Annotated in this window: 16 protein-coding genes; 11 read left to right on the forward strand and 5 right to left on the reverse strand. The window is 72.2% G+C overall.

Annotation, left to right across the window (positions count from 1 at the left end):
* Window positions 1-17: 17 nt before the first annotated feature.
* The 3 genes from AABA78_RS11970 to AABA78_RS11980 all read right to left on the reverse strand — a co-directional run bounded on the left by AABA78_RS11970 (window position 18) and on the right by AABA78_RS11980 (window position 2,363).
* A complete protein-coding gene (locus AABA78_RS11970; RefSeq protein ID WP_120529200.1) occupies window positions 18-455 on the reverse strand; it encodes an ExbD/TolR family protein in 438 nt (145 codons plus the stop codon).
* 3 nt (window positions 456-458) lie between these two features.
* Window positions 459-1,151: a MotA/TolQ/ExbB proton channel family protein gene (locus AABA78_RS11975; protein ID WP_338263096.1), complete on the reverse strand. Its 693-nt coding sequence runs from the start codon at window positions 1,149-1,151 to the stop codon at window positions 459-461.
* Window positions 1,152-1,367: 216 nt separating this feature from the next.
* Window positions 1,368-2,363 carry an aldo/keto reductase family protein gene (locus tag AABA78_RS11980; protein ID WP_338263097.1) on the reverse strand — a complete coding sequence of 332 codons (996 nt, stop codon included), beginning with the start codon at window positions 2,361-2,363 and terminating at the stop codon, window positions 1,368-1,370.
* Between the two features lie 158 nt (window positions 2,364-2,521).
* On the opposite strand from AABA78_RS11980, the gene AABA78_RS11985 reads away from it, so the two are divergent.
* The 11 genes from AABA78_RS11985 to AABA78_RS12035 all read left to right on the forward strand — a co-directional run bounded on the left by AABA78_RS11985 (window position 2,522) and on the right by AABA78_RS12035 (window position 19,918).
* Complete coding sequence (locus AABA78_RS11985; protein WP_338263098.1) at window positions 2,522-4,135, forward strand: hypothetical protein; 1,614 nt, start codon at window positions 2,522-2,524, stop codon at window positions 4,133-4,135.
* Between the two features lie 18 nt (window positions 4,136-4,153).
* Window positions 4,154-5,152: an AAA family ATPase gene (locus AABA78_RS11990; RefSeq protein ID WP_171418358.1), complete on the forward strand. Its 999-nt coding sequence runs from the start codon at window positions 4,154-4,156 to the stop codon at window positions 5,150-5,152.
* Window positions 5,145-6,959, forward strand: coding sequence for a hypothetical protein (locus AABA78_RS11995; RefSeq protein WP_338263100.1), 1,815 nt, complete (start codon window positions 5,145-5,147; stop codon window positions 6,957-6,959). The genes AABA78_RS11990 and AABA78_RS11995 overlap by 8 nt, the downstream gene beginning before the upstream one ends.
* Complete coding sequence (locus AABA78_RS12000; protein WP_338263101.1) at window positions 6,956-7,942, forward strand: ABC transporter ATP-binding protein; 987 nt, start codon at window positions 6,956-6,958, stop codon at window positions 7,940-7,942. Before AABA78_RS11995 ends, AABA78_RS12000 begins: the two co-directional genes overlap by 4 nt.
* A complete protein-coding gene (locus AABA78_RS12005) occupies window positions 7,939-9,462 on the forward strand; it encodes an ABC transporter permease (RefSeq protein ID WP_338263103.1) in 1,524 nt (507 codons plus the stop codon). The genes AABA78_RS12000 and AABA78_RS12005 overlap by 4 nt, the downstream gene beginning before the upstream one ends.
* Window positions 9,459-10,319 (forward strand): DUF58 domain-containing protein, encoded by an 861-nt coding sequence (locus AABA78_RS12010; RefSeq protein ID WP_338263104.1) that lies wholly within the window; start codon window positions 9,459-9,461, stop codon window positions 10,317-10,319. The genes AABA78_RS12005 and AABA78_RS12010 overlap by 4 nt, the downstream gene beginning before the upstream one ends.
* Before the next feature lie 263 nt (window positions 10,320-10,582).
* Window positions 10,583-12,316 carry a vWA domain-containing protein gene (locus AABA78_RS12015; RefSeq protein WP_338263106.1) on the forward strand — a complete coding sequence of 578 codons (1,734 nt, stop codon included), beginning with the start codon at window positions 10,583-10,585 and terminating at the stop codon, window positions 12,314-12,316.
* The gene (locus tag AABA78_RS12020; protein ID WP_338263107.1) at window positions 12,313-15,054 is read left to right on the forward strand and encodes a VWA domain-containing protein; all 2,742 of its coding nucleotides are present in this window, start codon (window positions 12,313-12,315) and stop codon (window positions 15,052-15,054) included. The genes AABA78_RS12015 and AABA78_RS12020 overlap by 4 nt, the downstream gene beginning before the upstream one ends.
* A 612-nt stretch (window positions 15,055-15,666) precedes the next feature.
* Complete coding sequence (locus tag AABA78_RS12025) at window positions 15,667-17,349, forward strand: glycosyltransferase family protein (protein ID WP_338263108.1); 1,683 nt, start codon at window positions 15,667-15,669, stop codon at window positions 17,347-17,349.
* A gap of 1,484 nt (window positions 17,350-18,833) precedes the next feature.
* Window positions 18,834-19,523 carry a hypothetical protein gene (locus tag AABA78_RS12030; protein ID WP_338263109.1) on the forward strand — a complete coding sequence of 230 codons (690 nt, stop codon included), beginning with the start codon at window positions 18,834-18,836 and terminating at the stop codon, window positions 19,521-19,523.
* An 8-nt stretch (window positions 19,524-19,531) separates the two neighbouring features.
* Complete coding sequence (locus tag AABA78_RS12035; RefSeq protein ID WP_338263110.1) at window positions 19,532-19,918, forward strand: response regulator transcription factor; 387 nt, start codon at window positions 19,532-19,534, stop codon at window positions 19,916-19,918.
* Here the strand turns inward: AABA78_RS12035 and AABA78_RS12040 are convergent.
* Entirely contained in the window at window positions 19,901-20,881 is a 981-nt protein-coding gene (locus AABA78_RS12040; protein WP_338263111.1) for a DUF4438 domain-containing protein, read from the reverse strand. The two genes, AABA78_RS12035 and AABA78_RS12040, sit on opposite strands and share 18 nt — an antisense overlap.
* A 15-nt stretch (window positions 20,882-20,896) precedes the next feature.
* Window positions 20,897-21,994, reverse strand: a complete 1,098-nt coding sequence (locus AABA78_RS12045; protein WP_338263112.1) for a hypothetical protein — start codon at window positions 21,992-21,994, stop codon at window positions 20,897-20,899.
* Between the last annotated feature and the right edge of the window lie 33 nt (window positions 21,995-22,027).

Genomic DNA, 22,027 nt, shown 5'->3' on the forward strand with positions numbered 1-22,027 from the left:
CTTCGCGAAGCCTCGGGTCAGGGCGTGGCGGGCGCGGCCCGGGCGGGGGTCGCGTCCTTCTCGATGTTGAGGGCGAACTTCGCGATGCCCTGGCCCTTCACCACGTCGATGAGGCGCATCACGCGGCCGTAGGCGAGCGTCTGGTCCGCGCTGATGATGGCGCGCGTGTCCTTGTCCTTGGCCACGGCCTCCGTCACGCGGCGGGACAGGTCGGCTTCCGTCACCTCCGCGCCGTCGAAGTAGAGCTTGCCTTCCTTGTCCAGGACGACGTTCACCAGGCCCTGCACCGTCTCACCGCCGTTGGCGGCGCGGGGCAGGTCCACCTCCACCGTCTCGCGGACGATGAAGTTCGCGGTGACCATGAAGATGATGAGCAGCACCAGCACCACGTCCACCAGCGGGGTGACGTTGATGCCGCTGATTTCCTCGTCGCTGTCGTTCGCGCCGCCGGCCATGGGCTAGTTGCCTCCCGCGGCGCCCGGCTTGCGCGCCTTCATGGCGCCCACGAGCGCGTGGCCCAGGGCGGTGGTGCGGCTGGTGAGCGTCTTCAACTGGCGGTTGAAGATGTTGAAGGCGACGACGGCGGGGATGGCGACGGCGAGGCCCACGGCCGTGGCGACGAGCGCCTCGGAGATGCCGGCCATCACCGTCTGCTGCATGGCGCCGCCCTTGGCGTTCATGGCGCCCAGGTCGTTGAAGGCCTTGATGATGCCGAGCACCGTGCCGAACAGGCCGATGAACGGGGCGTTGTTGCCCAGCGTGCCCAGGATGGACAGGCCGCGCTCGTACTGGGGGCGCTCGCGGGCGACGGTGGATGCGATGACCTGCTCCACGGTGTCCGGGCCCTGCTGCGCGGAGGCCAGGGCCTCGCGGATGACGGAGGCCTCCATGCCCTTCTGGTTCTTCACCTCGCCGGCGACGGCGTCGAACTCGCCGCGCGCCAGGCGCACCGCCAGCGCCTCCGAGTTGGGCAGCCGGTGGCGCGAGAAGTAGACGGCGCGCTCCAGCATCACCGCGATGGAGACGATGGAGAGCGTGACGAGCAGCCAGAGCACCCACTCGGCGCTGCCCAGCGTCACCCCGAGCAGTTTGCTGCTCAACCAGCCGAGTTCGGGTTGGGCCGCCTGGGCCAGGAGGAAGAAGGACGTCATGTGGGAAATGCCCGGTTCAAGAGTGGGACCGCGTCAACGCGCGGGGCAGTCTCTTGTTCCCCCCGACTCAAAAGTCAAATGGATCGGACGTCCGTTCACCCGGGTGTCACGCGCTGGTGGACGGGCGTGGCGGCCAGAGGGCGCGGATGTCGGATGGCGGGCACCGCGTGAGCCAGCAGGGCAGGCGCTGGAGCGCCTGCCCCGTGTCGCGGATTCTCAGGGCCTGCGAGTCGGGCTGGTGGTCTGCGCGGGGTCGCGCTCCACGACGGGGCCGAGGATGGCGTCGATGCGGCGCAGCAGCTCCGCGTCGAGCTTCACGCCGGTGGCCTTCACGTTGTCGAGCACCTGCTCCGGCTTGGAGGCGCCGATGATGGCGGAGGCGACGCTCTTGTTCTGGAGCACCCACGCGACGGACAGCTGCGCGAGCGACAGGCCGACCTCCTGGGCCAGCGGCTTGAGCTGCTGGACGCGGGTGAGCACGTCGTCGCTCATCAGGCGGCTCATGAACTGAGCCCCCTGCTGCGTGGTGGCGCGGGTGTTGGCGGGCGGCGGCTGGCCGGGGAGGTACTTGCCGGTGAGCACGCCCTGGGCGAGCGGGGACCAGACAATCTGGCCCAGGCCTTCGGCGTCGGAGGTGGGGATGACCTTGGACTCGATGACCCGCCAGAGCATGGAGTACTGGGGCTGGTTGGAGATGAAGGGCACGCGCAGCTCGCGGGCGAGCTTCGCGCCGGCGGCAATCTGCTCGGCGGTCCATTCAGAGACGCCGATGTAGAGGGCCTTGCCCTGGCGGACGATGTCCGCGAACGCGAGCATGGTCTCCTCCAGGGGCGTCTCCGCGTCGAAGCGGTGGGCCTGGTAGAGGTCCACGTAGTCCGTCTGGAGGCGGCGCAGGGAGCCGTGGATGGACTCGATGATGTGCTTGCGCGACAGGCCGCGGTCGTTCTGGCCGGGGCCGGTGGGCCAGTAGACCTTGGTGAACAGCTCGTAGCCTTCGCGGCGCTGGCCCTTGAGGGCGCGGCCGAGCACGGCTTCGGCCTTGGTGCCGGCGTACACGTCGGCGGTGTCGAAGGTGGTGATGCCCGTGTCGAGCGCCGCCTTCACGCAAGCGATGGCGGCGTCCTCCTCCACCTGGGAGCCATGCGTGAGCCAGTTGCCGAAAGAAATCTCGCTGACCTTCAGACCGCTGCGGCCAAGGAATCGGAAGTTCATAGGGGGCGGCAGAGTAATCGCCGCTTGCTGGGGTCGCTCGGGGATTCGCGGTTTCTCGACGGCTGGCGTCGGACGGACGACCGTCCACGGTGGGATTCGACCGTTCCCGGGCGTCGCTTGTGAACGGTGGGCCGGGTGTCCGACACTGGCTTCCACGCATGGCCGCCAGTGACGAACGCCGCTTCCAGTCCCTCGTGCTCGCGCCCATCCGGCGCGTGCAGCGGCGGCTCAACGCGGTCGCCTGGACCGGGGCGGGCATCGCTCCTGTCTGGGCCATCGCCACCGCTTGCGTGCTGTGCCGGCTGCTGCTGCGCGACCTGGCCGTCTGGGCCGTGCCTCCGCTTGTTGTCGCGGGCGTTGCGTGGTGGTTCGTTCGCGCCCGCTCGCGCGGCGTGTCGCTGGAGTACGCGGCGGTGCTCGCGGACCGCTCCGCCAACGCTGGCGGCCTGCTGCTCACGCGCCTGGAGCGCCCCGTCGGCGAGTGGGAGCTGAGCCTCAACCAGTTCGCCCGGCAGGTGAAGCCCCCGGAGGTCCCCTGGCGCCGGCCTGTGGGCGCGTTCCTGGGCGCGCTGGTGTTCCTCGCCGTGGGGTTCCTCGTTCCGCTTCCGGCGCTGCGCGCGTCGAACATCAACGCCGCCGCCGCGACCCAGGTCGCCGCCGTGCAGGCGCAAGCCGAGGCACTGGCCCGCGAGGAGCCCCTGGGTCCCGATGTCGATGAGGAGCTGCGACGGCTGTCCGAGGAAGTCGCCCAGGGACGCTTCGACTCCGCGGACTGGGAGGCCGCCGATGCCCTGGAGCAGCGGCTCGCCGAGCGCGCCTCCGACGCCGCCGCCGAGCTCAACCGCGCTTCCGAGGCCGCTGCTGAATTGGAGGATGCACTTGCCGCCGCTGGCGGTGCGGAAGCTGCCACTCGTGAGCGCGAGTCGCTGGAGCAGGCCTTGATGGCGCTCGATGCTCGCGCCGGCGGGAGCGAAGAGGACTCCGCCGACGGGGAGCAGGAAGGTCCCGCGTCCGAGCGGAACTCTCAGGGCCAGGGCGCAGGTGAACAGGACGGTGAACAGCAGGGCGGCGACAAACAGGGCTCGCAGGGGCAAGGCGCGGACGGACAGAACGGTGGCGACAAGCAGGGCTCCGGCGCTCAGTCCCGCGAGGCCCAGGCCCGTGCTTCCGCTCGCGCCCAGGCCTCCGGTTCTCCTGATCAGATCGCCGACCTGCGCCGCACGCTGGAGCGGCGGCAGCAGTCCCTGGCGCAGCGCTTCGGAGAGGAAAACGCCTCGCGAGGGAACCGCGGTGCCCAGGCCCGGCGTCCCACCCGGCGTCAGCAGTCGTCCGGGCAGGGGCAGGGACAGAAGGGCCAGCGGGGACAAGGCCAGGGCGGACAGGGCGAGGGCGAGGGCGAGGGCGAGGCGGGCGACGGCGAGGGCCAGCAGGGCGGCCAGCACGCGAGCCGGGGCACGCGGCAGGGCGACGGCGCGGGTGTGGGCCGGGGCGGGGACAGTCAGCCGCTCGTCTTCGGCGGCGAGGCGGAGATGGATCCGGAGCGGCTCGCCTTCCAGCCGCTGCCGGAGGGCCATGGCGGCGAGGCGGAGGAACTTTGGGGCCTTCGCGCCGCGGATCCGCGGGCCCGTACGGGGCAGGCGGGGCCGGTGGGCGCGAAGGGCACGGGCGCGAAGGGCACGGGCGCGAAGGGCGATGCGACGGCGGGACCGACCTCCGGTCCGCTGCTGCCTCGCAACCGCGACCTGGTGAAGCGGTACTTCGGTGGTCCGTAGTCCAGAAGGGGGAACGACGTGGCAGCGGAGCTTTTGAGTCCCGCCGAAGCACAGGGCGCGGCGGACGTGGCCTCCCGGCTCAAGGCCGGGCTCAACCAGGTGATGCTCGACCAGGAGTCGGTCGTCGAGCAGGTCGTGACGGCGGTGCTCGCCCGGGGCCACGTGCTCCTGGAGGGCCTGCCCGGCCTGGGCAAGACGGAGCTGTGCAAGGCCCTGGCGCGGCTGCTGGCGCTGCCCTTCCGTCGCATCCAGTTCACCCCCGACCTGCTGCCCGGCGACATCACCGGCACCTACGTCCTGGAGGGCGAGGCCCGCCGCGACTTCGTCTTCCGCGAGGGGCCCCTCTTCGCGAGCCTCGTCCTCGCGGATGAGATCAACCGCTCCAGCCCGAAGACGCAGTCCGCGCTGCTGGAGGCGATGCAGGAGCGCTCGGTGACGGTGCTGGGCCAGACGCGGCCCTTGCCCGACCCCTTCTTCGTGCTCGCCACGCAGAACCCCATCGAACTGGAAGGCACGTACCCGCTGCCCGAGGCGCAGCTGGACCGCTTCCTCTTCCGCATCCTCGTGCCGCCCGTGGGGGCGAAGACGCTGCGCACCCTGCTGACCACGCGCGTGCGCGGCGCTCCTCCCGCGCTGGAGCCGGTGCTGGACGCGCAAGGGCTGTCGCGCCTGTTCGCCGCCGTGGACCGCGTGCACCTGCCCGGCCCGGTGGCGGACTTCATCGGCCGGCTGGTGGAAGCGTCCGACCCGCGCCAGGCCTCCGCTCCCGAACCCGTGCGCCGCTTCGTGCGCTTCGGCGCGAGCCCTCGCGCGGCGCTCGCCCTGGCCGCCGCGGGCCGTGCGCGCGCGCTGCTGGAGGGCCGGCCCAACGTGGGCTTCGACGACGTGGTGGCCGCCGCGCCCGCCGCCCTCAACCACCGGCTGGTGCTGGCCTACGAGGCGTCGCTGGAGAAGGTGTCCGCGCCGGACGTGGTGCGCGAGCTGCTCAAGGCCACTCCCGAGGTGCCCCGTGGCTAGCCGCGCGGCCCTGGCCGGCGCCGTGCTCCTGGGGACCCTGCTCTGGACGGGCCTGCCCGGTGTGCCCGGCGGGACGGTGGCGTTCGCCACCAGCCCGGCGATGGAGGCGGTCGAGGTGGCGGCGCCAGCGCCGGCGGCGACGGCGGCGGTGGCGGTGGAGGAGGCGCGGGAGAAGGCGACCGAAGGCAGCGGCTACCGCGAGGTGACGGAATCGGCGGAGACCTTCCCCGACCACGGCGACCTCAAGGCCACGCTGCGCGCCGTCACGCTCGTGCCGAACCGGGGCTACACGCCCCTCCAGGTCACGGTGCACAACACCGGCGGCCAGCCGCGTCCGGTGCGCCTGTCCATCCACTCGCAGGGGCGCGTCGTGGAGCGCTCGCTGCAACTGGCGCCTCGGGAACGCACCGTCACCTGGCTGCTGCTGCCCGCGGACCTGCAGTCCGGGACGCTCCAGATGGATTCACCCGGCATGGACACCGCGGCCCATGGCTTCTACCTGGACGGCTACCGGGGCGCGCGCGTGATGGTGCTGGGCGACGTGAAGGCCTTCGAGAAGGCGACCGGCTTGAGCCGCACCGCGGAGAACACGGAGCCGCTCGTCGCCACCCGCTTCGTGGAGCCGCGCATCGCGCCCCGGGAGCTGGCCGCCTACGCGGGCTACGACGCGGTGCTGGTGGCGGTGCCGCCGGACCAGGTGCCCGACGATGTCTGGGCGGTGCTGGAGACCTTCGCCGTGAGCGGCGGCCGCCTCGTGCTCGACCAGCCCCCCGCGAATCCGCGCCTGCGCTTCCCGCTGCTCCAGGACCCGCGGGCGGAGCTGTCGCCCTATGGCTTCGGCTTCGTGCGCCAGTTCCGCGAATGCCGGACGCAGACCCCGGGTTGCGGCATCCACCTCTGGGAGGACACGGAGCGCGCGTCCGCCGTCGTGGTGCCCGCGGGCCCGCCACCCCGGTGGGAGCGCAACGACCTGCTGAGCGACGGGCGGCTGCCGCTGCTCGGAAGCGCCCGCGCGCCCGTGGGCCGTTTCCTGCTGCTCATCTTCCTCTTCTCGCTCGCGGTGGGGCCTGGCGGGTGGATGCTCGCCCGGCGCAAGGGGCCGCTCGCGGTGCTCATCGCCGTGCCCACGCTGGCGGCCCTCACGTGTCTGGGATTGGTGGCGTGGTCGGTGCTGGTGGACGGCTTCAGCGTGCACGCCGCGCGCTACAGCCTCACGCTGCTGGACCGCGAGCGGTCGCGCGCGGTGACGGTGGGGCTCAACGCCTGGTACGCCAACCTCGCGGAGGACGGCGTGCGCATGCCCGCCTCCAGCGTGCTGCTGGCCTCGACGGCTCCCGAGGATCCGCCGCGCTTGCTGGACTGGACGAACGGGCTGGCCGTGAAGAACAGCTTCCTGCCCTCGCGCAGCTACCGCGAGTGGGGCGAGGTCGCCGTGATTCCCTCGCGCGCCCGGCTGACGGCGCGCAAGGCGGACGGCGGCGTGCAGGTGCAGAACGCGCTGGGCGCTCCGCTCCAGGGCGGCACGTTGAAGCTGGACGGCCAGCTCTGGACCCTGCCGGAGCTGGCGGACGGCGCGGAGGGGCTGGCCACGCCACGGGACGGCGAGGACGATTCGCTGGCGGTCTTCCATGACGAGGCGCGCAGGCGCTTCCCGGGCGCGGTGACCGCCCTGGGAGATGCGCTGGCCGAGGGGACGTTCGTGGCGCGGCTGGGCGGCAGGGGCTTCACGCCCACGGCGGTGATGGACGTGGAGCTGGAGGCCGCGCAGCACCTGGTGCGCGGTCAGGTCGAGGAGGCACGACGATGAGCCTGCTGGAGGTGAAGGGGCTGCGTCGCGACTACGGGGCGCTGCGCGCGGTGGACGACGTGTCGTTCTCGCTGGAGGCCGGCGGCATCCTGGGGTTCATCGGGCCCAACGGCGCGGGCAAGAGCACCACGCTGCGCATCCTGGCCACGCTGGACGTGCCCACCGCGGGCACGGTGCTGCTGGACGGCACGTCGCTGGTGGACGCGCCGGACCGGGCCCGGCCGCTGCTGGGCTACATGCCGGACCGCTACGGCACCTACGACGACGTCACCGTGAGGGAGTTCCTGGACTTCTTCGCGCGCGCGTACGGGCTGAAGGGCGCGCAGCGAAAGCAGCGGGTGGACTCGGTGATGGAGTTCACGGGGCTGGGGCCTCTGGCGGAGAAGCTCACCACGGAGCTGTCCAAGGGCATGCGCCAGCGCGTGGCCCTGGGGCGCACGCTCCTGCACGACCCGCGGCTGCTGCTCTTGGACGAACCGGCGGACGGGTTGGATCCGCGAGCGCGCATCGAGCTGCGGGAGCTGCTGCGAGCGCTGGCGGATCAGGGCAAGGCGGTCATCATCTCCAGCCACATCCTCACGGAGCTGGCGGAGATCTGCGACAGCTGCGTCATCATCGAGCAGGGGCGCCTCCTGGCCCAGGGCAAGGTGGAGGACCTGCTGCGCCAGAGCGCGGGCCCGTCCCGCGTGACGGAGCTGACGGTGCGGCTGGCGGCGGCGGGCGACGAGGGCGAGGCGCTGTGGGCGCGCACGGAGCGCACGCTGCTGGAGCAGCCGCGCGTGAAGGACGTGACGCGCGAGGGCGGCGCGCTGCGCGTGCGGCTGGAGCTGGAGGCGGACGCGGGGCCGGCGCAGGCGGAAGCCGCCGCGGCGGTGCTGCTCGCGGCGCTGGTGGCGCAGGGGCTGCCGGTGTGCGCGTTCAGCCCGCGCGAGCGCAACCTGGAGGACGCGTTCATGACGGTGACGAAGGGGAGGGTGGCGTGAGCACGCAAGCGAGTCCCGCGTCGGGCGCGGCCGAGTCCGCCCCCTCGCCCGGTGTCCCCGCCATGACGTCCGACCGCTGGGAGAAGTGGGGCGACCGGCTCAACCCGCTGGTGGTGAAGGAGGTGCGGCAGGGGCTGCGCACGCGCGTGTTCTGGGTGTGCTTCGGGCTGTTGCTCGCGGCGTGCCTGGTGCTGTCGCTCATCGCGTTCGGCAACACGCACGCCAGCACGTACACGCGCGAGGGGCGCACGTATTTCTACTCCTTCTTCGTGTGCCTGGCGCTGGTGCACTTCGGCGTCATCCCCTTCAACGCGTACCGCTCCCTGGCGCGCGAGCGCGAGGACGAGACGTGGTCGCTGCTCTTGCTCACGGGGCTGGGGCCCCGGCGCATCCTGGGCGGGAAGGTGGCGTCGTTCCTGGTGCAGGCGGCGCTGTACGCGTCGGCGGTGGGGCCGTTCCTGCTGTTCAGCTACTTCCTCAACGGCATCGACCTGCCCACCATCCTGATGGTGCTGCTGATGGGCGGAGCGTGGCTGGTGTTCCTCACGCTCGTGTCGGTGTGCGCGGCGACGCTGGCGGACAGCCGGATGGGGCGGGCCGCGGTGCGGCTGGGGCTGGTGGGCGTGCTGGTGGTGACGTTCTTCCAGACGCTGACGTTCACCTTCGTGGTGACGCAGGAGCGCGGCAGCGGGTTCTCGTTCGACCGGGACTTCTTCCTGGGGCTGGGCGCGGCGTTCTGGCTGCTCGTGTCGGACGGATGGTTGGCGTTCGAGACGGCGGTGTCGCGGCTGTCGCTCGTGACGGAGGACTACACGCGCCATCCCCGGCGGGCGCTGGTGGTGCAGGTGCTCCTGACGTTCGTGGGGATGACGGCGGTGTGGTGGTTCCTGGACAAGGACGACGACATCCCCGGCGTGATGGGCATCCTCGGCGGACTGCACCTCATCTTCGCCAGCCTCTTCATGGCGACGGACGTGGACGGGCAGTCGCGGCCCCTGCGCGCGGGCACGCGGGTCTGGTCGCTGTTCAAGCCCGGGGCGCTGCGCGGCTTCCGCCTGTCGGTGCTGCTGCTGCTGGGCTGGGCGGCCGGGTGCGCGGTGCTGCTGCGGCTGTCGGACGACTCGACGGGTGGCCTGCGGATGGCGATGTCGATGGTGTCGCTGGCGCTCTACGGGGTGCTGTACCTGTCGGTGGCGTTGCTGCTGGGGCGGATGCCGCGCTCGGGGCGGTTCGCGTCACCGGTGTCCGTGCGGTTGCTCTTCATCCTGGCGGGGACGATTGGAGCCGGGGCGCCGCCGCTGCTGGCGGTGTTCCTGGACCTGGAGGGGCGCGATGAGTTGCTCAACCTGCTCAACCCGGTGCTGGGGACGCTGAACTTCGGCAGGTACGACTACAGCGACCCGAGCGGCCTCAAGATGCCGCCGGAGCTGCTGTTGTGCGTGGCGCTGGCGGCGCTCCTGGCGGCGTTCGCGGCGGACCGGGTGCTCGCGGAGCGCGAGCGGCGGGCCCATCAGCAGTGAGCGCGAGGCTGGATGAGGCGGAGGTGGCGCGGCTGTCGCCGGGGTTGACCCTGGCCTTGCCGCGCCTGCCGCAGCGGGGGCGGGTGGGCGAGGTGCGCGCCACGTCCGCGGGCAGCGCGATGGAGCTGCACGACTTCCGCGCGTACCAGCCGGGGGATGACCTGCGGCAGCTGGACTGGAACGCGGTGGCGCGCACGGGGGAGCTGGTGTTGCGCGTGCGCCAGGACGAGGTGTCGCCGCGCGTGGAGGTGCTGCTGGACGGTTCGCGCAGCATGGGGCTGTCGCCACGCAAGGCGGCGGGGGCGCGCGAGGTGGCGCTGTTGACGGTGGAGGTGGGCGGGCGGCAGGGGCTGACGCCGACGCTGCTGTGGGGCGGGGCGCGGTCGGAGCGGGTGCAGGGGCCGGCGTGCCGCGCGGCGCTGCGGGGCACGGAGTTCGAGGCGCGGGATGACCTGGCGTCGGCGCTGGGGCGGCTGCCGCCATTGAGGCCGTGTGGCCTGCGGGTGGTGGTGAGCGACTTCCTCTTCGAGACGGACCTGGAGGCGATGTGCGCCCGGCTGTCGCGAGGAGCGTCGGCGCTGTTCCTGGTGCAGGTGCTGGACGCGGAGGACCTGGAGCCCACGGGCGGCGAGGGTGCGCGGTTGGTGGACGCGGAGAGCGGCGTGGCGCTGGAGGAGTTGCTGACGGACGGGGTGCTGGCTGCTTACGCCCGCCGCTTCGCGGAGCACCAGCGCGCGCTGCGGAGCGCGGCGGTGCGAGCGCGGGGAACGCTGCTCACCGTGAACGCGGCGGAAGGGCTGCGAGCGCAGGTGGCGGGACCGCTGCGCGCGTTGTTCATCGCGGGAGGCGGGGCGTGAGCGCCGGTGGAAGCCGCGTGGAGCGTGAGGCGCGGAGGCTTGATGGCGGGCGCATTCGCGTGCGGTGCGTCGTGGGAGGCGGGGCGTGAGCGCCGGTGCAAGCCGCGTGGAGCGTGAGGCGCGGAGGCTTGATGGCGGGCGCATTCGCGTGCGGTGCGTCGTGGGAGGCGGGACGTGAGCGTCAGTGCGAGCAGCGTGGAGCGCGAGGCGCGGAGGCTTGGTGGCGGGCGCATTCGCGTGCGGTGCGTCGTGGGAGGCGGGACGTGAGCTTCGGGCTTCCCTGGGGCTTGGTGGCGCTGGGCGCGCTGGTGCCGTTGGTCGCGGCGTACTTCCTGCGCCGCCGGCAGAAGCCGGTCGTGGTGAGCGCGCTGTTCCTGTGGCGCACGCCGCGTCCTCGCGCGGAGGGTGGACCCCGGTGGGAGCGCTTCACTCGCGAGGCGTCGCTGCTGCTGGAGGCGCTCGCCGTGCTCGCCGCCGCGCTGTACCTGGCGGACGTGCGACTGGGCGAGGCTGCTCGCCGCCGTCACCTCGTGCTCGTCGTGGACGGCAGTCTGTCCATGTCGGCTCGGACTCCGGATGGCAGGACGGTGCTGGAGCACGTGCGCACCGAAGCCGCGAAGCGCGTGGAGACTGAGCGCGCCACGCACGTCACGGTGCTCGCGAGCGGTGTGTCGCCCCAGGTCATCGCTGGGCCGGAAGCGGAGGCCTCGCGCGCCCTGGGCGCACTGGAGTCCTTTGAAGCGCGTGGGCCGGACCATGACGTCACGGCTTCGCTCCTGTGGGCGCAGGAACTGGCCGGACCGGGCAAGCGCGTACACTTCTTCACCGACGCGCCGCCCTCCACGGATGTGGCCGTGCCTCCCTCCGTGCGCTGGACGGCGCTGGGCCGCTCCCAGGGCAACGTGGCGCTGGTCTCCGCGCAGCGGCGCGACGAAGGGGGCCGGGCCACGGTGACGCTGCGGGTCGCGCGCTTCGGCGCGGGCCCAGCGGAAGTCGAAGCACGCGTGCGCGCGGCACCTGGACCGGGCGCTCGGGAGGGCACTGAACGCACGGAGCGCATCGCGCTACCGGAGGATGGCGCCGCGACGGTGCGCCTCACGTTCCGCGAGGCCGGCGACGTGGAGGTGTCCCTGCCGGACGACGCGCTCCCCGAGGACGGACACGTGCGCCTGCCCCCGTCCCCCGTGATGCCTGTGGCGGTGGGCCTGACGGAGGGCCTGTCGCCCGCGTCGAAGCAGGCGCTGGAGCGCTTCCTGGCGGTGTCGCCCGACGTGGCGCATGGCACCCCCGTCCCCGGTGCACCGGTGCTGTCCGTGGGCCCCGCGCGCGCGGAGGCCCGTGTGACGCTGGGCGCGGAAGGGCCGCTGCGAACCTTCGTGGGGCCGTTCTTCACGGAGAAGGGCAGCACGCTGATGGACGACGTACAGCTCGCGGGCGTGCGGTGGACGGCGGGCGCGAACCCACCGGGCCGCCCGCTGATGACCGCGGGCGAGGCCGTGCTCGTGTCGGAAGAGGAGGGCGGGCGGCTGCACCTCAACGTGGACCTGGCGCGCTCCAACCTCCAGCGGACCACCGCCTGGCCCGTTCTTCTGGGCAACGTGGTGCGCGAAGCGCGGCGGCTGCGGGAAGGCTTCCCCCGGAAGCAGCTCAACCTGGGCGAAGCGCTCTCCGTGGTGACGGAGGCGGGGGCTCGCTACGCGCTGAAGGGGCCCTCGGGCCACAAGCCCGTGTTCGGCGCGGGCGCGCTGAGCCTGCCCGCGCCCACGAGCCCCGGCCGCTACGTGCTGGAGCGCGACGGCCGTGAAGTGGACTCGCTGGAGGTGCTGGCGCTGGACGCGCGGGAGTCGGACCTGCGCGGCCGGGGCAGCACCGACGTGGCCGCGAAAGAGGCGGGCGAGGACTCGGAAGGAAACGGCGGCCATGAGCGCGCCCGCTGGCCGCTTGTGGTGCTGCTGGCCGCGCTGCTGGCGGACTTCTACGTCACGAGGAAGGCATGACCTTCACCCTTCCCCAGGCGTGGCTGCTGCTGTTGCCGCTGGGCCTCTTCCTGTGGCGCTATGGCCGGAGGCCCGGCCCGCCCATGGTGCTGCGGTGGGCGCTGCTGGTGCTCGGCGTGGGCGCGCTGTCCGGACCGGAGCTGCGGCTGGCCAACGCGGGCAGCGACGTGGCCGTGGTGGTGGACCGCTCGCGCTCGATGCCGCTGGACGTGGACCGCGTGGCGCAGGAGCTGATTGCGCTGGTGGAGTCCCAGCGCCGGCCGGGCGACCGCGTGGGCGTCATCACCTTCGGCCGCGAGGCCCGCGTGGAGTCTCCGCTGTCGGAGGTGGGCCGGTTCGGTGGCTTCACGCGGCCGGTGGACTCGGAGGCGTCGGACCTGTCGGCCGCGCTGGATGCGGCGAGCGCGCTCATTCCCCCCGAGCGCACGGGCCGGGTGCTGGTCGTCTCCGACGGCCGGGCCACGGGCGCGGATGCTCGGGGCGCGACGCGGCGGCTGGCGGCGAGGGGCATCGCGGTGGACTACCGGCAGGTGTCGCGTCCGGAGCCAGCGCTGGACGTGGCCGTCGTGTCGTTGGACGTGCCCGCCACCGTCTCCGTGCGCGAGCCCTTCCAGTTCTCCGCCGTGGTGCAGGCCACCTCCGCCGTCACCGGCACCGTGCGCCTGGAGCGCGACGGAAAGGTGCTGGTGAAGGGGCCGTTCGACTTCAAGCCCGGCCCCAACCTGTTGCCCCTGCGCGACCTCCTGGAGGAGCCGGGGCTCGTGCACTACCGGCTCACGGTGGAGGTGCCCGGCGACGGCGTCCCGGAGAACGACGTGGGCGTGGGCGTGCTGCGCGTGGAGGGCCCGCCGCGGGTGTTGCTGCTCACCGCGCAGCCCTCGGGCACGCTGGCGAAGGCGCTGTCGGCGACGGGCATGGAGCTGGACGTGAAGGCGCCGTTCCACCTGTCGCTGGAGGCGCTCGATGGGGTGGGCGTGGTGGTGCTGGAGAACGTGGACGCCAACGCGCTGGGCGAGACGGGGTTGAACGCGCTGGCGGACTACGTGGACCAGGCAGGCGGCGGGCTGGTGATGACAGGAGGGCGTTCGAGCTTCGGCGAAGGCGGCTACCGGCGCTCGCCCGTGGAGCCGCTGCTGCCCGTGTCGCTGGAGATGCGCGAGGAGCAGCGGCGCGCGTCGGTGGCGATGAGCGTGCTCATGGACTCCAGCTGCTCCATGGGCGTGCAGGTGCCGGACGGCCGCACGAAGATGGAGCTGGCGGCGGAGGGCGTGACGGCTGCGCTCACGCTGCTCAACGCGAACGACGAAGCCTCCGTGCACATGGTGGACACGGAGCCGCACGAAATCTTCCCGCTGAGCCCGGTGAGCGACGGCCTGCCGCTGGGCCAGGTGGCGCGAGGCTTCAGCGGAGGTGGCGGCATCTACGTGGGCGTGGCCCTGAGCGCGGGCCGCAAGGAGATCCTCCGCAGCGACAAGCCCACGCGGCACGTGGTGCTCTTCTCCGACGCGGCGGACTCCGAGGAGCCGGGCGACTACCAGTCGACGCTGGCCGCGCTGCGAGAGGCCAACGTGACGGTGTCCGTCATCGGCCTGGGCAAGCCCACGGATCCGGACGCGGACCTGCTGCGCGAGGTGGCCCGGCGCGGCGAAGGGCGCATCTACTTCGCGGAGGACGCCATGAGCCTGCCGCGCATCTTCAGCCAGGAGACGCTGGCAGTAGCGAGGGCCACGTTCGTGGACGAGCCCGCGTCGATGGAGGCCGCGCCGGACCTGCCGCTGCTGGGGCCGCTGCCGACGACGGGGCTGCCGCAGGTGGGCGGCTACAACCTCACCTACCTGAAGCCCCGGGCGAACGTGGCGCTGCGCACGCTGGACACCAACGGCGCGCCGGTGCTGGCGCTGTGGCCGCACGGCGCTGGCCGCACGGTGGCGCTCACGGCGGAGGTGGACGGCAAGTACACGGGTGAGCTGCGCGAATGGAGCGCGCTGCGGGCGACGCTGGAGGCGGTGGTGCGCTGGTCGATGGGGCGGGCCACGCCGAAGGAGGAGGCGGTGGTGCGCTCGGAGCGTCAGGGCAACCTGCTGCGCGTGACGTTGGACCTGCCGCCGGGTGAGCCGATGCCGGGTGCGCTGCCCACGGCGGTGCTGTTGTCGGACGACGGCCGTCCTGGCGCGGAGAAGCCACTGCACTGGGAAGACGAGGACCGGCTGGTGGTCGAGTATCCGCTGACCGGCAGCGGCACCTGGCACCCGGTGGTGAAGTGGGGCGGGCGGGTGTTGAGGGCGCCACCGGTGGTGCTGCCCTACGCGCCGGAGTTCGAACCGGGCAGCGCGAAGGAAGGGCTCAAGCTCCTGCGAGCGCTGGCGGCGGTGGGAGGAGGCCAGGAGAGGCTGTCGATGACGGGCCTGTTCGCGGAGGCGCCGGAGTCAGACGGCCGAGTGGCGCTGGCCCCGTGGCTGGTCGCGTTCGCGCTGGCTGCGCTGCTGGCGGAGGTGGCCGTGCGCCGGTTCCTCTCCGCGCCCCGCGTGAAGGTTGCCCGGGAGCGGCCCGCGAAGAAGGCCATGGCGCGAGGTCCCACGGTCGCACCCGTCACGGACGCGAAGCGTTCCACGGCGCCGTCCAGCCCCGCCCCGGAGGAGCCCTCGGAGTCGAAGCCCGAACCGCCGAAACCGCCCGCCGGAGTGGACTCCGCGCTGGAGGCCGCGCGCGCCCGTGCTCGGCGTCGCACCGGACGTTGAAGCGCTGAGCTCAAAGTGATGCCGCATCGCAACAGCCCGGACACCCTGTGGGGCACCTCCCGCCCACTGTCGTCCAAACCTGTCCGACTGTCGGACAGGTTCCCGCGGCTCGGCTGAAGCGAACGCCCCCAAGCCGGGTTCTCCAAACCTGTCCGACAGTCGGACAGGTTCCCGCGGCTCGGCTGAAGCGGACGCCCCCAAGCCGGGTTCTCCAAACCTGTCCGACTGTCGGACAGGTTCCCGCGACGAGGGTGAAACGGACGGCCCCCTCGCTGCGGCTCCTCAAACCTGTCGGACAGTCGGACAGGTTCCCGTGACGAGGCTGGAACGGACGCCCCCTCGCTGCGGCTTTCCAAATCTGTCCGACAGTCGGACAGGTTTTTGAGTTGCGCCCCGGACGGCCTGGGCTCCTCCACGGGGACGGACTTCATGTCCGAAGGGGTGGTGAACGGTTGATGCAGGTCCTCTCGAGGGTTGTGGCCGGGGCGCGGTGGGTCGCTGACCTGGAGAGGCGGGGTTGCTCGAACGGAGGCATGGGCCTTGCGTATGCCGTCCGGTCCTTGTTCCCGTGCCCCCTGAAGCCGGGTGGGCTTTCGCGGTATGACGGCGCCGATGACGGAGCCCCGGGCCTTGCGGTGGGGGCTGGGTGTCGTCCTGGGCGTGCTCGCGCTCCAGGCCTCGCGCCTCGCACTGCACAAGGCATTCAGCATCGACGAGTTCCAGTACGCCCACGCCGCGTGGCTCATGGCCCACGGGCAGGTGCCGTACCGCGACTTCTTCGAGGTGCACTTCCCCCTCGTGTACCAGGTGCTGGCGCCGCTGTTCCGAGTGCTCGGGGATGATCCGCGCAATGTGCTCGCCCTTCGCGCGGCGATGCTCGTGCCGCTCGCGGGGGCGGGTGTCTCCGTGTTCCTCCTCAACCGGCGGGAAGGATGCATCGCCGCGCTCCTGGCTCCGGTGCTGCTGCTCTGCACGCCCGGCTTCCTGCACTTCGCCACCGAGGTGCGCCCGGATGCCCTCACCGCCGCGCTCTTCCTGGGCGCTCTCGCGGCGCTGGCCGTGCAACCCGGCTCCGTCCGTTCGTCGTTCCTTGCGGGCGCGCTGCTCGTTGCCTCCGCATGGGGCTCCCAGAAAGCGCTCTTCTTCGGCGGGCTCGTGATCGCGGTGCTCCTGGCGGACCTCCTGGTGCGCAGGGCCACTCCTCCCACGCTCATCGCCGCGCCTCGCGCCTTCTTCGTGGGCATCGCCACCGCGACGGGAGCGGTGGCCGTGTATCTCACGGTGACGGGCTCCTGGGACGCATGGTGGCAGTGGTGCTTCGTCTGGGCCTCCGAACATCAGCGCCACTACCCGGGCTTCTCGTGGCGCGAGTACCTGATGCCGGCCCTGGGCGACCAACCCGCGTTCTTCGTCCTCGCCTCCGCCGGGTTCGGCGCCACGTTCACGCGCCTGCTGAAGCACCCGCGGACCCCCGACCTGCTCCTGGTCGTGGCCGTGCCCGCGACGTTCGGCGCCTTCGCGCTCCAGCGCGCCCCGTTCCCGTACAGCCTGCTGCCCTTCCTGGGTGTGCTCTCGCCCTTCGCCGCGCGCGGCGTCCTCGTGCTGCTCTCCGTACTGCGGACTCCGGTCTGGCGCACCGTGGGGCTCGCCGGGCTTGCAGGCCTGTTCGCCGTCCAGGCCGCGCGGGTGGAGTCCTTGCTGGACGGTGGCGGCAATGCGCGGCAGCTCGAGGTGCTTGCTCGCATCGCGGAACTCACGGGACCGGAGGATGTCGTCTACGACAACTCCGGGGGCTACGTGAGCCGGCCGCATGCCCACTTCTACTTCTATACGGACGCGTATCTGCGCGGCTCGCTCGCGGGCCTGCTGTCCACGGAGATGCCTCGGGCGCTCGTGGAGCAGGGCTGTGTGCTGCGGGTGGATGACCTGCGTACCTCCGGTCTTCCGCTCGCACTGCGCCGCTTCCTCGACGCGCACTACCAGCCCTACGACGGCGACCTGTACCTGTGGGGCCAGCGCTACCGCGTGCCCACGGACTCTGGCGCCCTGGAGGATCACTTCCTCGCGGTGCGCGCCGACCGGTACTTCGTCCAGCCCGCGAGCACGCTCGATACCGGCGCGCTGTTTATCGATGGCGAGCGCATCACCACGCCCGGGTTCACCCTGTCCCGGGGCGAGCACCGCGTCCGCTACGAAGGGCGCGCGGAGTCCTTCCAGTTGCTGTGGTTGCCTCGCGACGCGAAGCGCTGGACGCCGCGTCCGGGGGCGCCGGCCACGTACTCGCGCCTGTTCTGACCACACGCCGAGGGCAAGCAAGCCAGCGTGGAGCCAGCCTTCCGGGACGACCGCACTGTCGCCCTGGCTGTCCGCCGTGGCCCCTCCATCCTGAACTCAACCGTGAAGCCCGGCCCCGGGTCGAACTTCCCGATGCAAGGGCGATTCCTACTGTGCCTGGGCAGGCTGGCTCGCAGGGGGAGGTTGTCGTGGCTGACGATGATTCGGGGCGGAAGCGGAACCGTGCGCCCATTCCCTCCCGGGGCGTGATGTCGCTCCTGGACCGCTGGGTTTCCGACCTCGAACGGGATGCGCCCTTCTCCAGGGAGGATGCGCCGGAGCCACGTCCGCGCAAGCCTGGAGCCTCTCCGCGCGACGGAGAGGCGCCGCTCACGGAGCCCGGGCCTGACGCTCGTCCGGCTCGGGAGCAGCTGCGTCCTCGTCGCCCGGGCGCCGACCCTTTCGCCAGACCGGGCTCCCGTGAACGGACGCCGCGGCACGAACGCGCCATCCCCTCGCGTGCGGTCAGGGAGGAGGGACGGCCTCCGCGTCCCGGAGCCAGGCCCGCCGCCGAGCCGCTGCCTCGCCCGGCCCGCGAAGAACGCGACATCGAGGCAGATCTTTTTGGTGAACAAGCGCGCCGCACCTCCGGCGCCTCGGAACGCGCACCCCGTGAGGCGAACCGCCACTCGCGCACCGGCGCGGATCCGTTCCGGGAGCCCGAAGTGGCTTCCGGTCGCGCGTCCCGCAGCGAAGGCCGCGCCTCTCGCTCCGAAGCGGCTTCGTTCCGGGAGCCCGAAGCGGCTTCTGTTCGCACGTCCCACGACGACGGCCGCGCCTCTCGCTCCGAAGCGGCTCCGTTCGGGGAGCCCGAAGTGGCTTCCGTTCGCACGTCCCGCAACGAAGGCCGCCCCTCGCGCCCTGGCGCGGATCCGTTTCGGGAGCCCGAAGTGGCTTCCGGTCGCGCGTCCCGCAGCGAAGGCCGCGCCTCTCGCTCCGAAGCGGCTTCGTTCCGGGAGCCCGAAGCGGCTTCTGTTCGCACGTCCCGCGACGAAGGCCGCCCCTCTCGCCCTGGAGCGGATCCGTTCCGGGAGCCCGAGGCAGCTTCTGTTCGCACGTCCCGCAGCGAAGGCCGCGCCTCTCGCGCCGATGCGGACCCATTCCGGGCACTTGAGGCTGAGGCCGCTCCTGCGGCCCGTGCGCCGAACCATTCACGCTCCGGCGCGGATCCGTTCCGCGAGCCTGGGCCTCCATCCTCTCACCCGCCCCGTGAGGAGAACCTCCACCTCCGCTCCGGAGTGGATCCCTTCACCGGACCACTGCCTCGCGACATGGAGGCCCAGGGCTCGCCCTTCCGCGCGGCCCGGGAGGAGATCCGATTCCAGGGGCCCGTGGTCACCTTTCCGGATGGCGCGAGGGTCGTCCTGGGCAACGAGGGCGGCAGACCCGTCCATCGCGGCACCGTCGCGGTGCGCGGCCCGTGCTCGCCTTCGCGTGAGGACTTCATGAAGCTCGGGCTGACGGAGGCCCAGGCCCGTGCTTTGGAGTTCGTCCTCACCTGGTTCGGCAGCCCGTTCGACTCCGTCACCTCGGAGTCCCAGTCCAGCGGCGAACCCCGCTGGGGCGCCTGGCCCCTGTCGGGGCCCACGCTCATCACCGCGCTCGCGCACTGGAAGCAGCGTGAGCCCGAAGCGTTCGACGCGCGGCTGGGGCGGCTGGGCCTCGAGGTCACCCCGGCGCAACCACCGGAGCCCGCGTCGCTGCGCTTCCTGGGCTCCAGGAACGCGGCCCCCAGCGAAGGGCGGGACGCCCTGGCCCTGTTCGCGGAAGACCCGAGGTTGCTCGCGGCGCTCGCCCAGGCCGGGCGGGAGCGTGGCGCCCAGTTGGCGCAGCTGGAGGCCCTCGTCACCCACGTGCTCCGCCCGCTCCTGGCCTCCTACACGGAGGACGCGGCCGCTGACAGCGCCTTCGCCTCGGCCCGCGCGCTGGCGCTGCTCTTCCACGCCGAGCTGCGCCTCGGCCGCCGCGGCGTCGCGCGGCTCGTGGCATTCGTGCGCGAACGGCCGGAACCCCCCTTCGCGGGTGAGCACGCGGGTGAGCGCCTCGCGGAGGACCTGCGCACCACCGGTCGCTCGCGCGAGGCCTCCGAGGTCTGGCGCATCCTCACCTCTCCCGAACTCGCGGGCCCCGCCTGACGCACGCCATGCGGACGCCCCTTCCGCCCGGAAGCCATGTCCTGCTCGTGGTCCCCGGCCCCGGCGCCACGGCTCCTGCCCGCGAGCAGAACCAGGTCCTCGCCGGGGAGCTCATCATCAACGGGCAGCGCTACCACCTCGTGCCCGCGGACCCCTCCGTGGGCCCCACCGCGGAGCCCACGTCCGACGCGAGGCTGCTCACGTCGCGCGAGCTGCAGGTCGTCTCCTGCGTCTGCGCGGGCTGGGGCAACAAGCAGATCGCCACGAAGCTCCACATCAGCACGTGGACAGTGGCGGCCCACCTGCGACGCATCTTCGTCAAGCTGGGCGTGGACACCCGCGCGGCCATGGTGTCGCGCTGCCTGGGCACCGTGTCCCTACCCCCCACCCCATGATGGGTCACCCGCCGGCGGCGCCACGCTCTGGCGCAGCCCCAGGACGAGCGCCACGTTCGCCTGGGGGCGGCGCACCAGCCGCACGCACTCCCGCGGAGCGATGAGCAGCGGCGTCACCCCAGGCCCATGCCCCGCCACCTTGCTGTCCGCGTGCACCACCACCCCCACGGTGACGACCCCCGCTTTCCGCGAGGGCCCGAAGCGGTAGTCCAGCGGACACACCGCCACCAGGTCCCCCAGCCGGAGCGCGTGCAGCCGGTGCTTGCGCACCAGCCGCGCATCCGACAGCTGGATGTCCAGGTCCCCCAGCACGCCCTCCGAACGCCCGAACCCCGACCCCATCAGCTCCGCCGGCACCGTGTGCGTCACGGGGATGAGCAGCCGCCCCGCCTCCGTCCGCACGCCCCAGCGCCGCAGCAGCCGGGGCGACAGGTTCAGCGCTCGCACCTGGGGGAAGTCCGGCAGCTCCAGCCCCTGGCCATACGCATCCAGCTGCACCTTGTCCCCGATGCACAGCCGGCGCTTCACGGCGGGCGGGAAGTCCACGATGACGTGGTTGATGCCGCCGTGCTTGCCCACCACCGTCCCCACCGCGCCCGTGACAGGACCGCTCGTCACGCGCGCCCGGTTGCCCACGCACGCGTAGAACATCAGCGCCCGGTTGGAGCCGCCGCGCGGGCCCGCGTGGTCGCGTCCGGGGTTGTTCAGCGACACCCCTGCCTCCATGTGGTCCGCCGCCAGCCCCACCGCGCGGTCCCCCACGCGCCGGTTGAGCACGATGCCGCCGGTCCCCGGCAACAGCCGCAGCACCCCGTCCCGGCCAATGCGGTAGGGCGACACGCGCGCGAGGGGATGGGACACCTGGCCCGCCACCGCCGAGGCGACCATCCGCGACTCGTTGGTGCGCGGCGCCGAGGCGGCCCCCATGCCCGCCTCCATCAAGGGACGCAGTGGGAGGTCCATATGCCGTGCCTCCCTTCAGCGAAACGCCGGCGCGGGGCTGGTGATGCCCAGCGTCGTGCGCAGGGTGGGGGACACGCCCCGGAACGAGCGGCCGTCCGGCGTCATCCGGTACGCGGCGATCCACTCTTCGGCCACCGGGCCCAGCGGCATCACCTCCGTCTGGAAGTCCTTGAAGTCGCGCGTCTTGAACGGGTTGTCCGCGATGAAGTTGAGCAACAGACGCCCCGCGTCCGCCATCTTCGAGCGCTGGGAGATCTCCCCCGTGCCGCCCAGGTAGCGCTGCGACACCACTTCAATCACGTCCCACTTGGTGTTCGCGTCGAAGGCCTTCTTGATGTCCGGCGTCTCCAGCGCGTCGAGGATGGTCTTGAGGTACTCGCCCACCTCCACCGTGAGCGCCAGGATGTTGCCGTAGGTGGCGCGGTCGATCTGCCAGCGGATGTCCGTGCCCAGGCGCTGGATGGTGGCCTGGCTCGCGAAGGGCCGCTCGTTCAGGTGCTGCGAGCCGCGGATGACCTCGCCAATCAGCAGGTCGCGGAAGTACTGCGCGATGGCGGACACGAAGGCGACGAACTCGCGGTGGAAGTTGTTGAACATCACCGCGCCCGCCGGCGCCGCCAGGCTCCCGTAGTTGAACGCGCGCCGGTACGCGAGCTGCCGGTCGCGCGGCTTGTAGCGCAGCGGCTGGTGCTTCTCCATGAGGTACAGCGCGCGCGCGCCGGGGCCCCGTTGGATGCGCATGCGCCCGTCGTGGAAGAGGCGCAGGAGCGCGCCCGCCACCTGGAACACCTTCATCCGTTCGTGCTGGTAGATGTAATAGAGCTCCGCGGTCGCGTGGAGCTGCGTCTCGATGACGGACTCGTCGAAGTCCTGGACGAGCAGCGGCCGGCTGATGGAGTCGAAGGAGGGCGCTCCGTCCTTGCCCAACCCCATCAGGTCCGAGAAGAGCGACGCCGTAGCCCCGTTGGAGGCGCTGGCGAGCAGCTCCTCCTCGCGCAGCGCGAGCTGCTTCTGCAGCTCCGTGCGCTGCTCATCCGACGTGACGTTGGCGAGGACTTCCCGCTTCCACTGCGAGAAGAGACGCTGAAGGGCTTCTGCCGTACCGATGCTCATGGCATGCCACCTGGGTCAATGACGTTGAGGGAA

The organism is Corallococcus caeni, from assembly GCF_036245865.1.
GTDB lineage: Bacteria > Myxococcota > Myxococcia > Myxococcales > Myxococcaceae > Corallococcus > Corallococcus caeni.

Bases quoted from the DNA above. Each gene is read 5' to 3' on its own strand.
- AABA78_RS11970 (WP_120529200.1), bottom strand. From the start codon at position 455: ATGGCCGGCGGCGCGAACGACAGCGACGAGGAAATCAGCGGCATCAAC.
- AABA78_RS11975 (WP_338263096.1), bottom strand. From the start codon at position 1,151: ATGACGTCCTTCTTCCTCCTGGCCCAGGCGGCCCAACCCGAACTCGGC.
- AABA78_RS11980 (WP_338263097.1), bottom strand. From the start codon at position 2,363: ATGAACTTCCGATTCCTTGGCCGCAGCGGTCTGAAGGTCAGCGAGATT.
- AABA78_RS11985 (WP_338263098.1), top strand. From the start codon at position 2,522: ATGGCCGCCAGTGACGAACGCCGCTTCCAGTCCCTCGTGCTCGCGCCC.
- AABA78_RS12000 (WP_338263101.1), top strand. From the start codon at position 6,956: ATGAGCCTGCTGGAGGTGAAGGGGCTGCGTCGCGACTACGGGGCGCTG.
- AABA78_RS12020 (WP_338263107.1), top strand. From the start codon at position 12,313: ATGACCTTCACCCTTCCCCAGGCGTGGCTGCTGCTGTTGCCGCTGGGC.
- AABA78_RS12025 (WP_338263108.1), top strand. From the start codon at position 15,667: ATGACGGAGCCCCGGGCCTTGCGGTGGGGGCTGGGTGTCGTCCTGGGC.
- AABA78_RS12030 (WP_338263109.1), top strand. From the start codon at position 18,834: ATGAAGCTCGGGCTGACGGAGGCCCAGGCCCGTGCTTTGGAGTTCGTC.
- AABA78_RS12035 (WP_338263110.1), top strand. From the start codon at position 19,532: ATGCGGACGCCCCTTCCGCCCGGAAGCCATGTCCTGCTCGTGGTCCCC.
- AABA78_RS12040 (WP_338263111.1), bottom strand. From the start codon at position 20,881: ATGGACCTCCCACTGCGTCCCTTGATGGAGGCGGGCATGGGGGCCGCC.
- AABA78_RS12045 (WP_338263112.1), bottom strand. From the start codon at position 21,994: ATGAGCATCGGTACGGCAGAAGCCCTTCAGCGTCTCTTCTCGCAGTGG.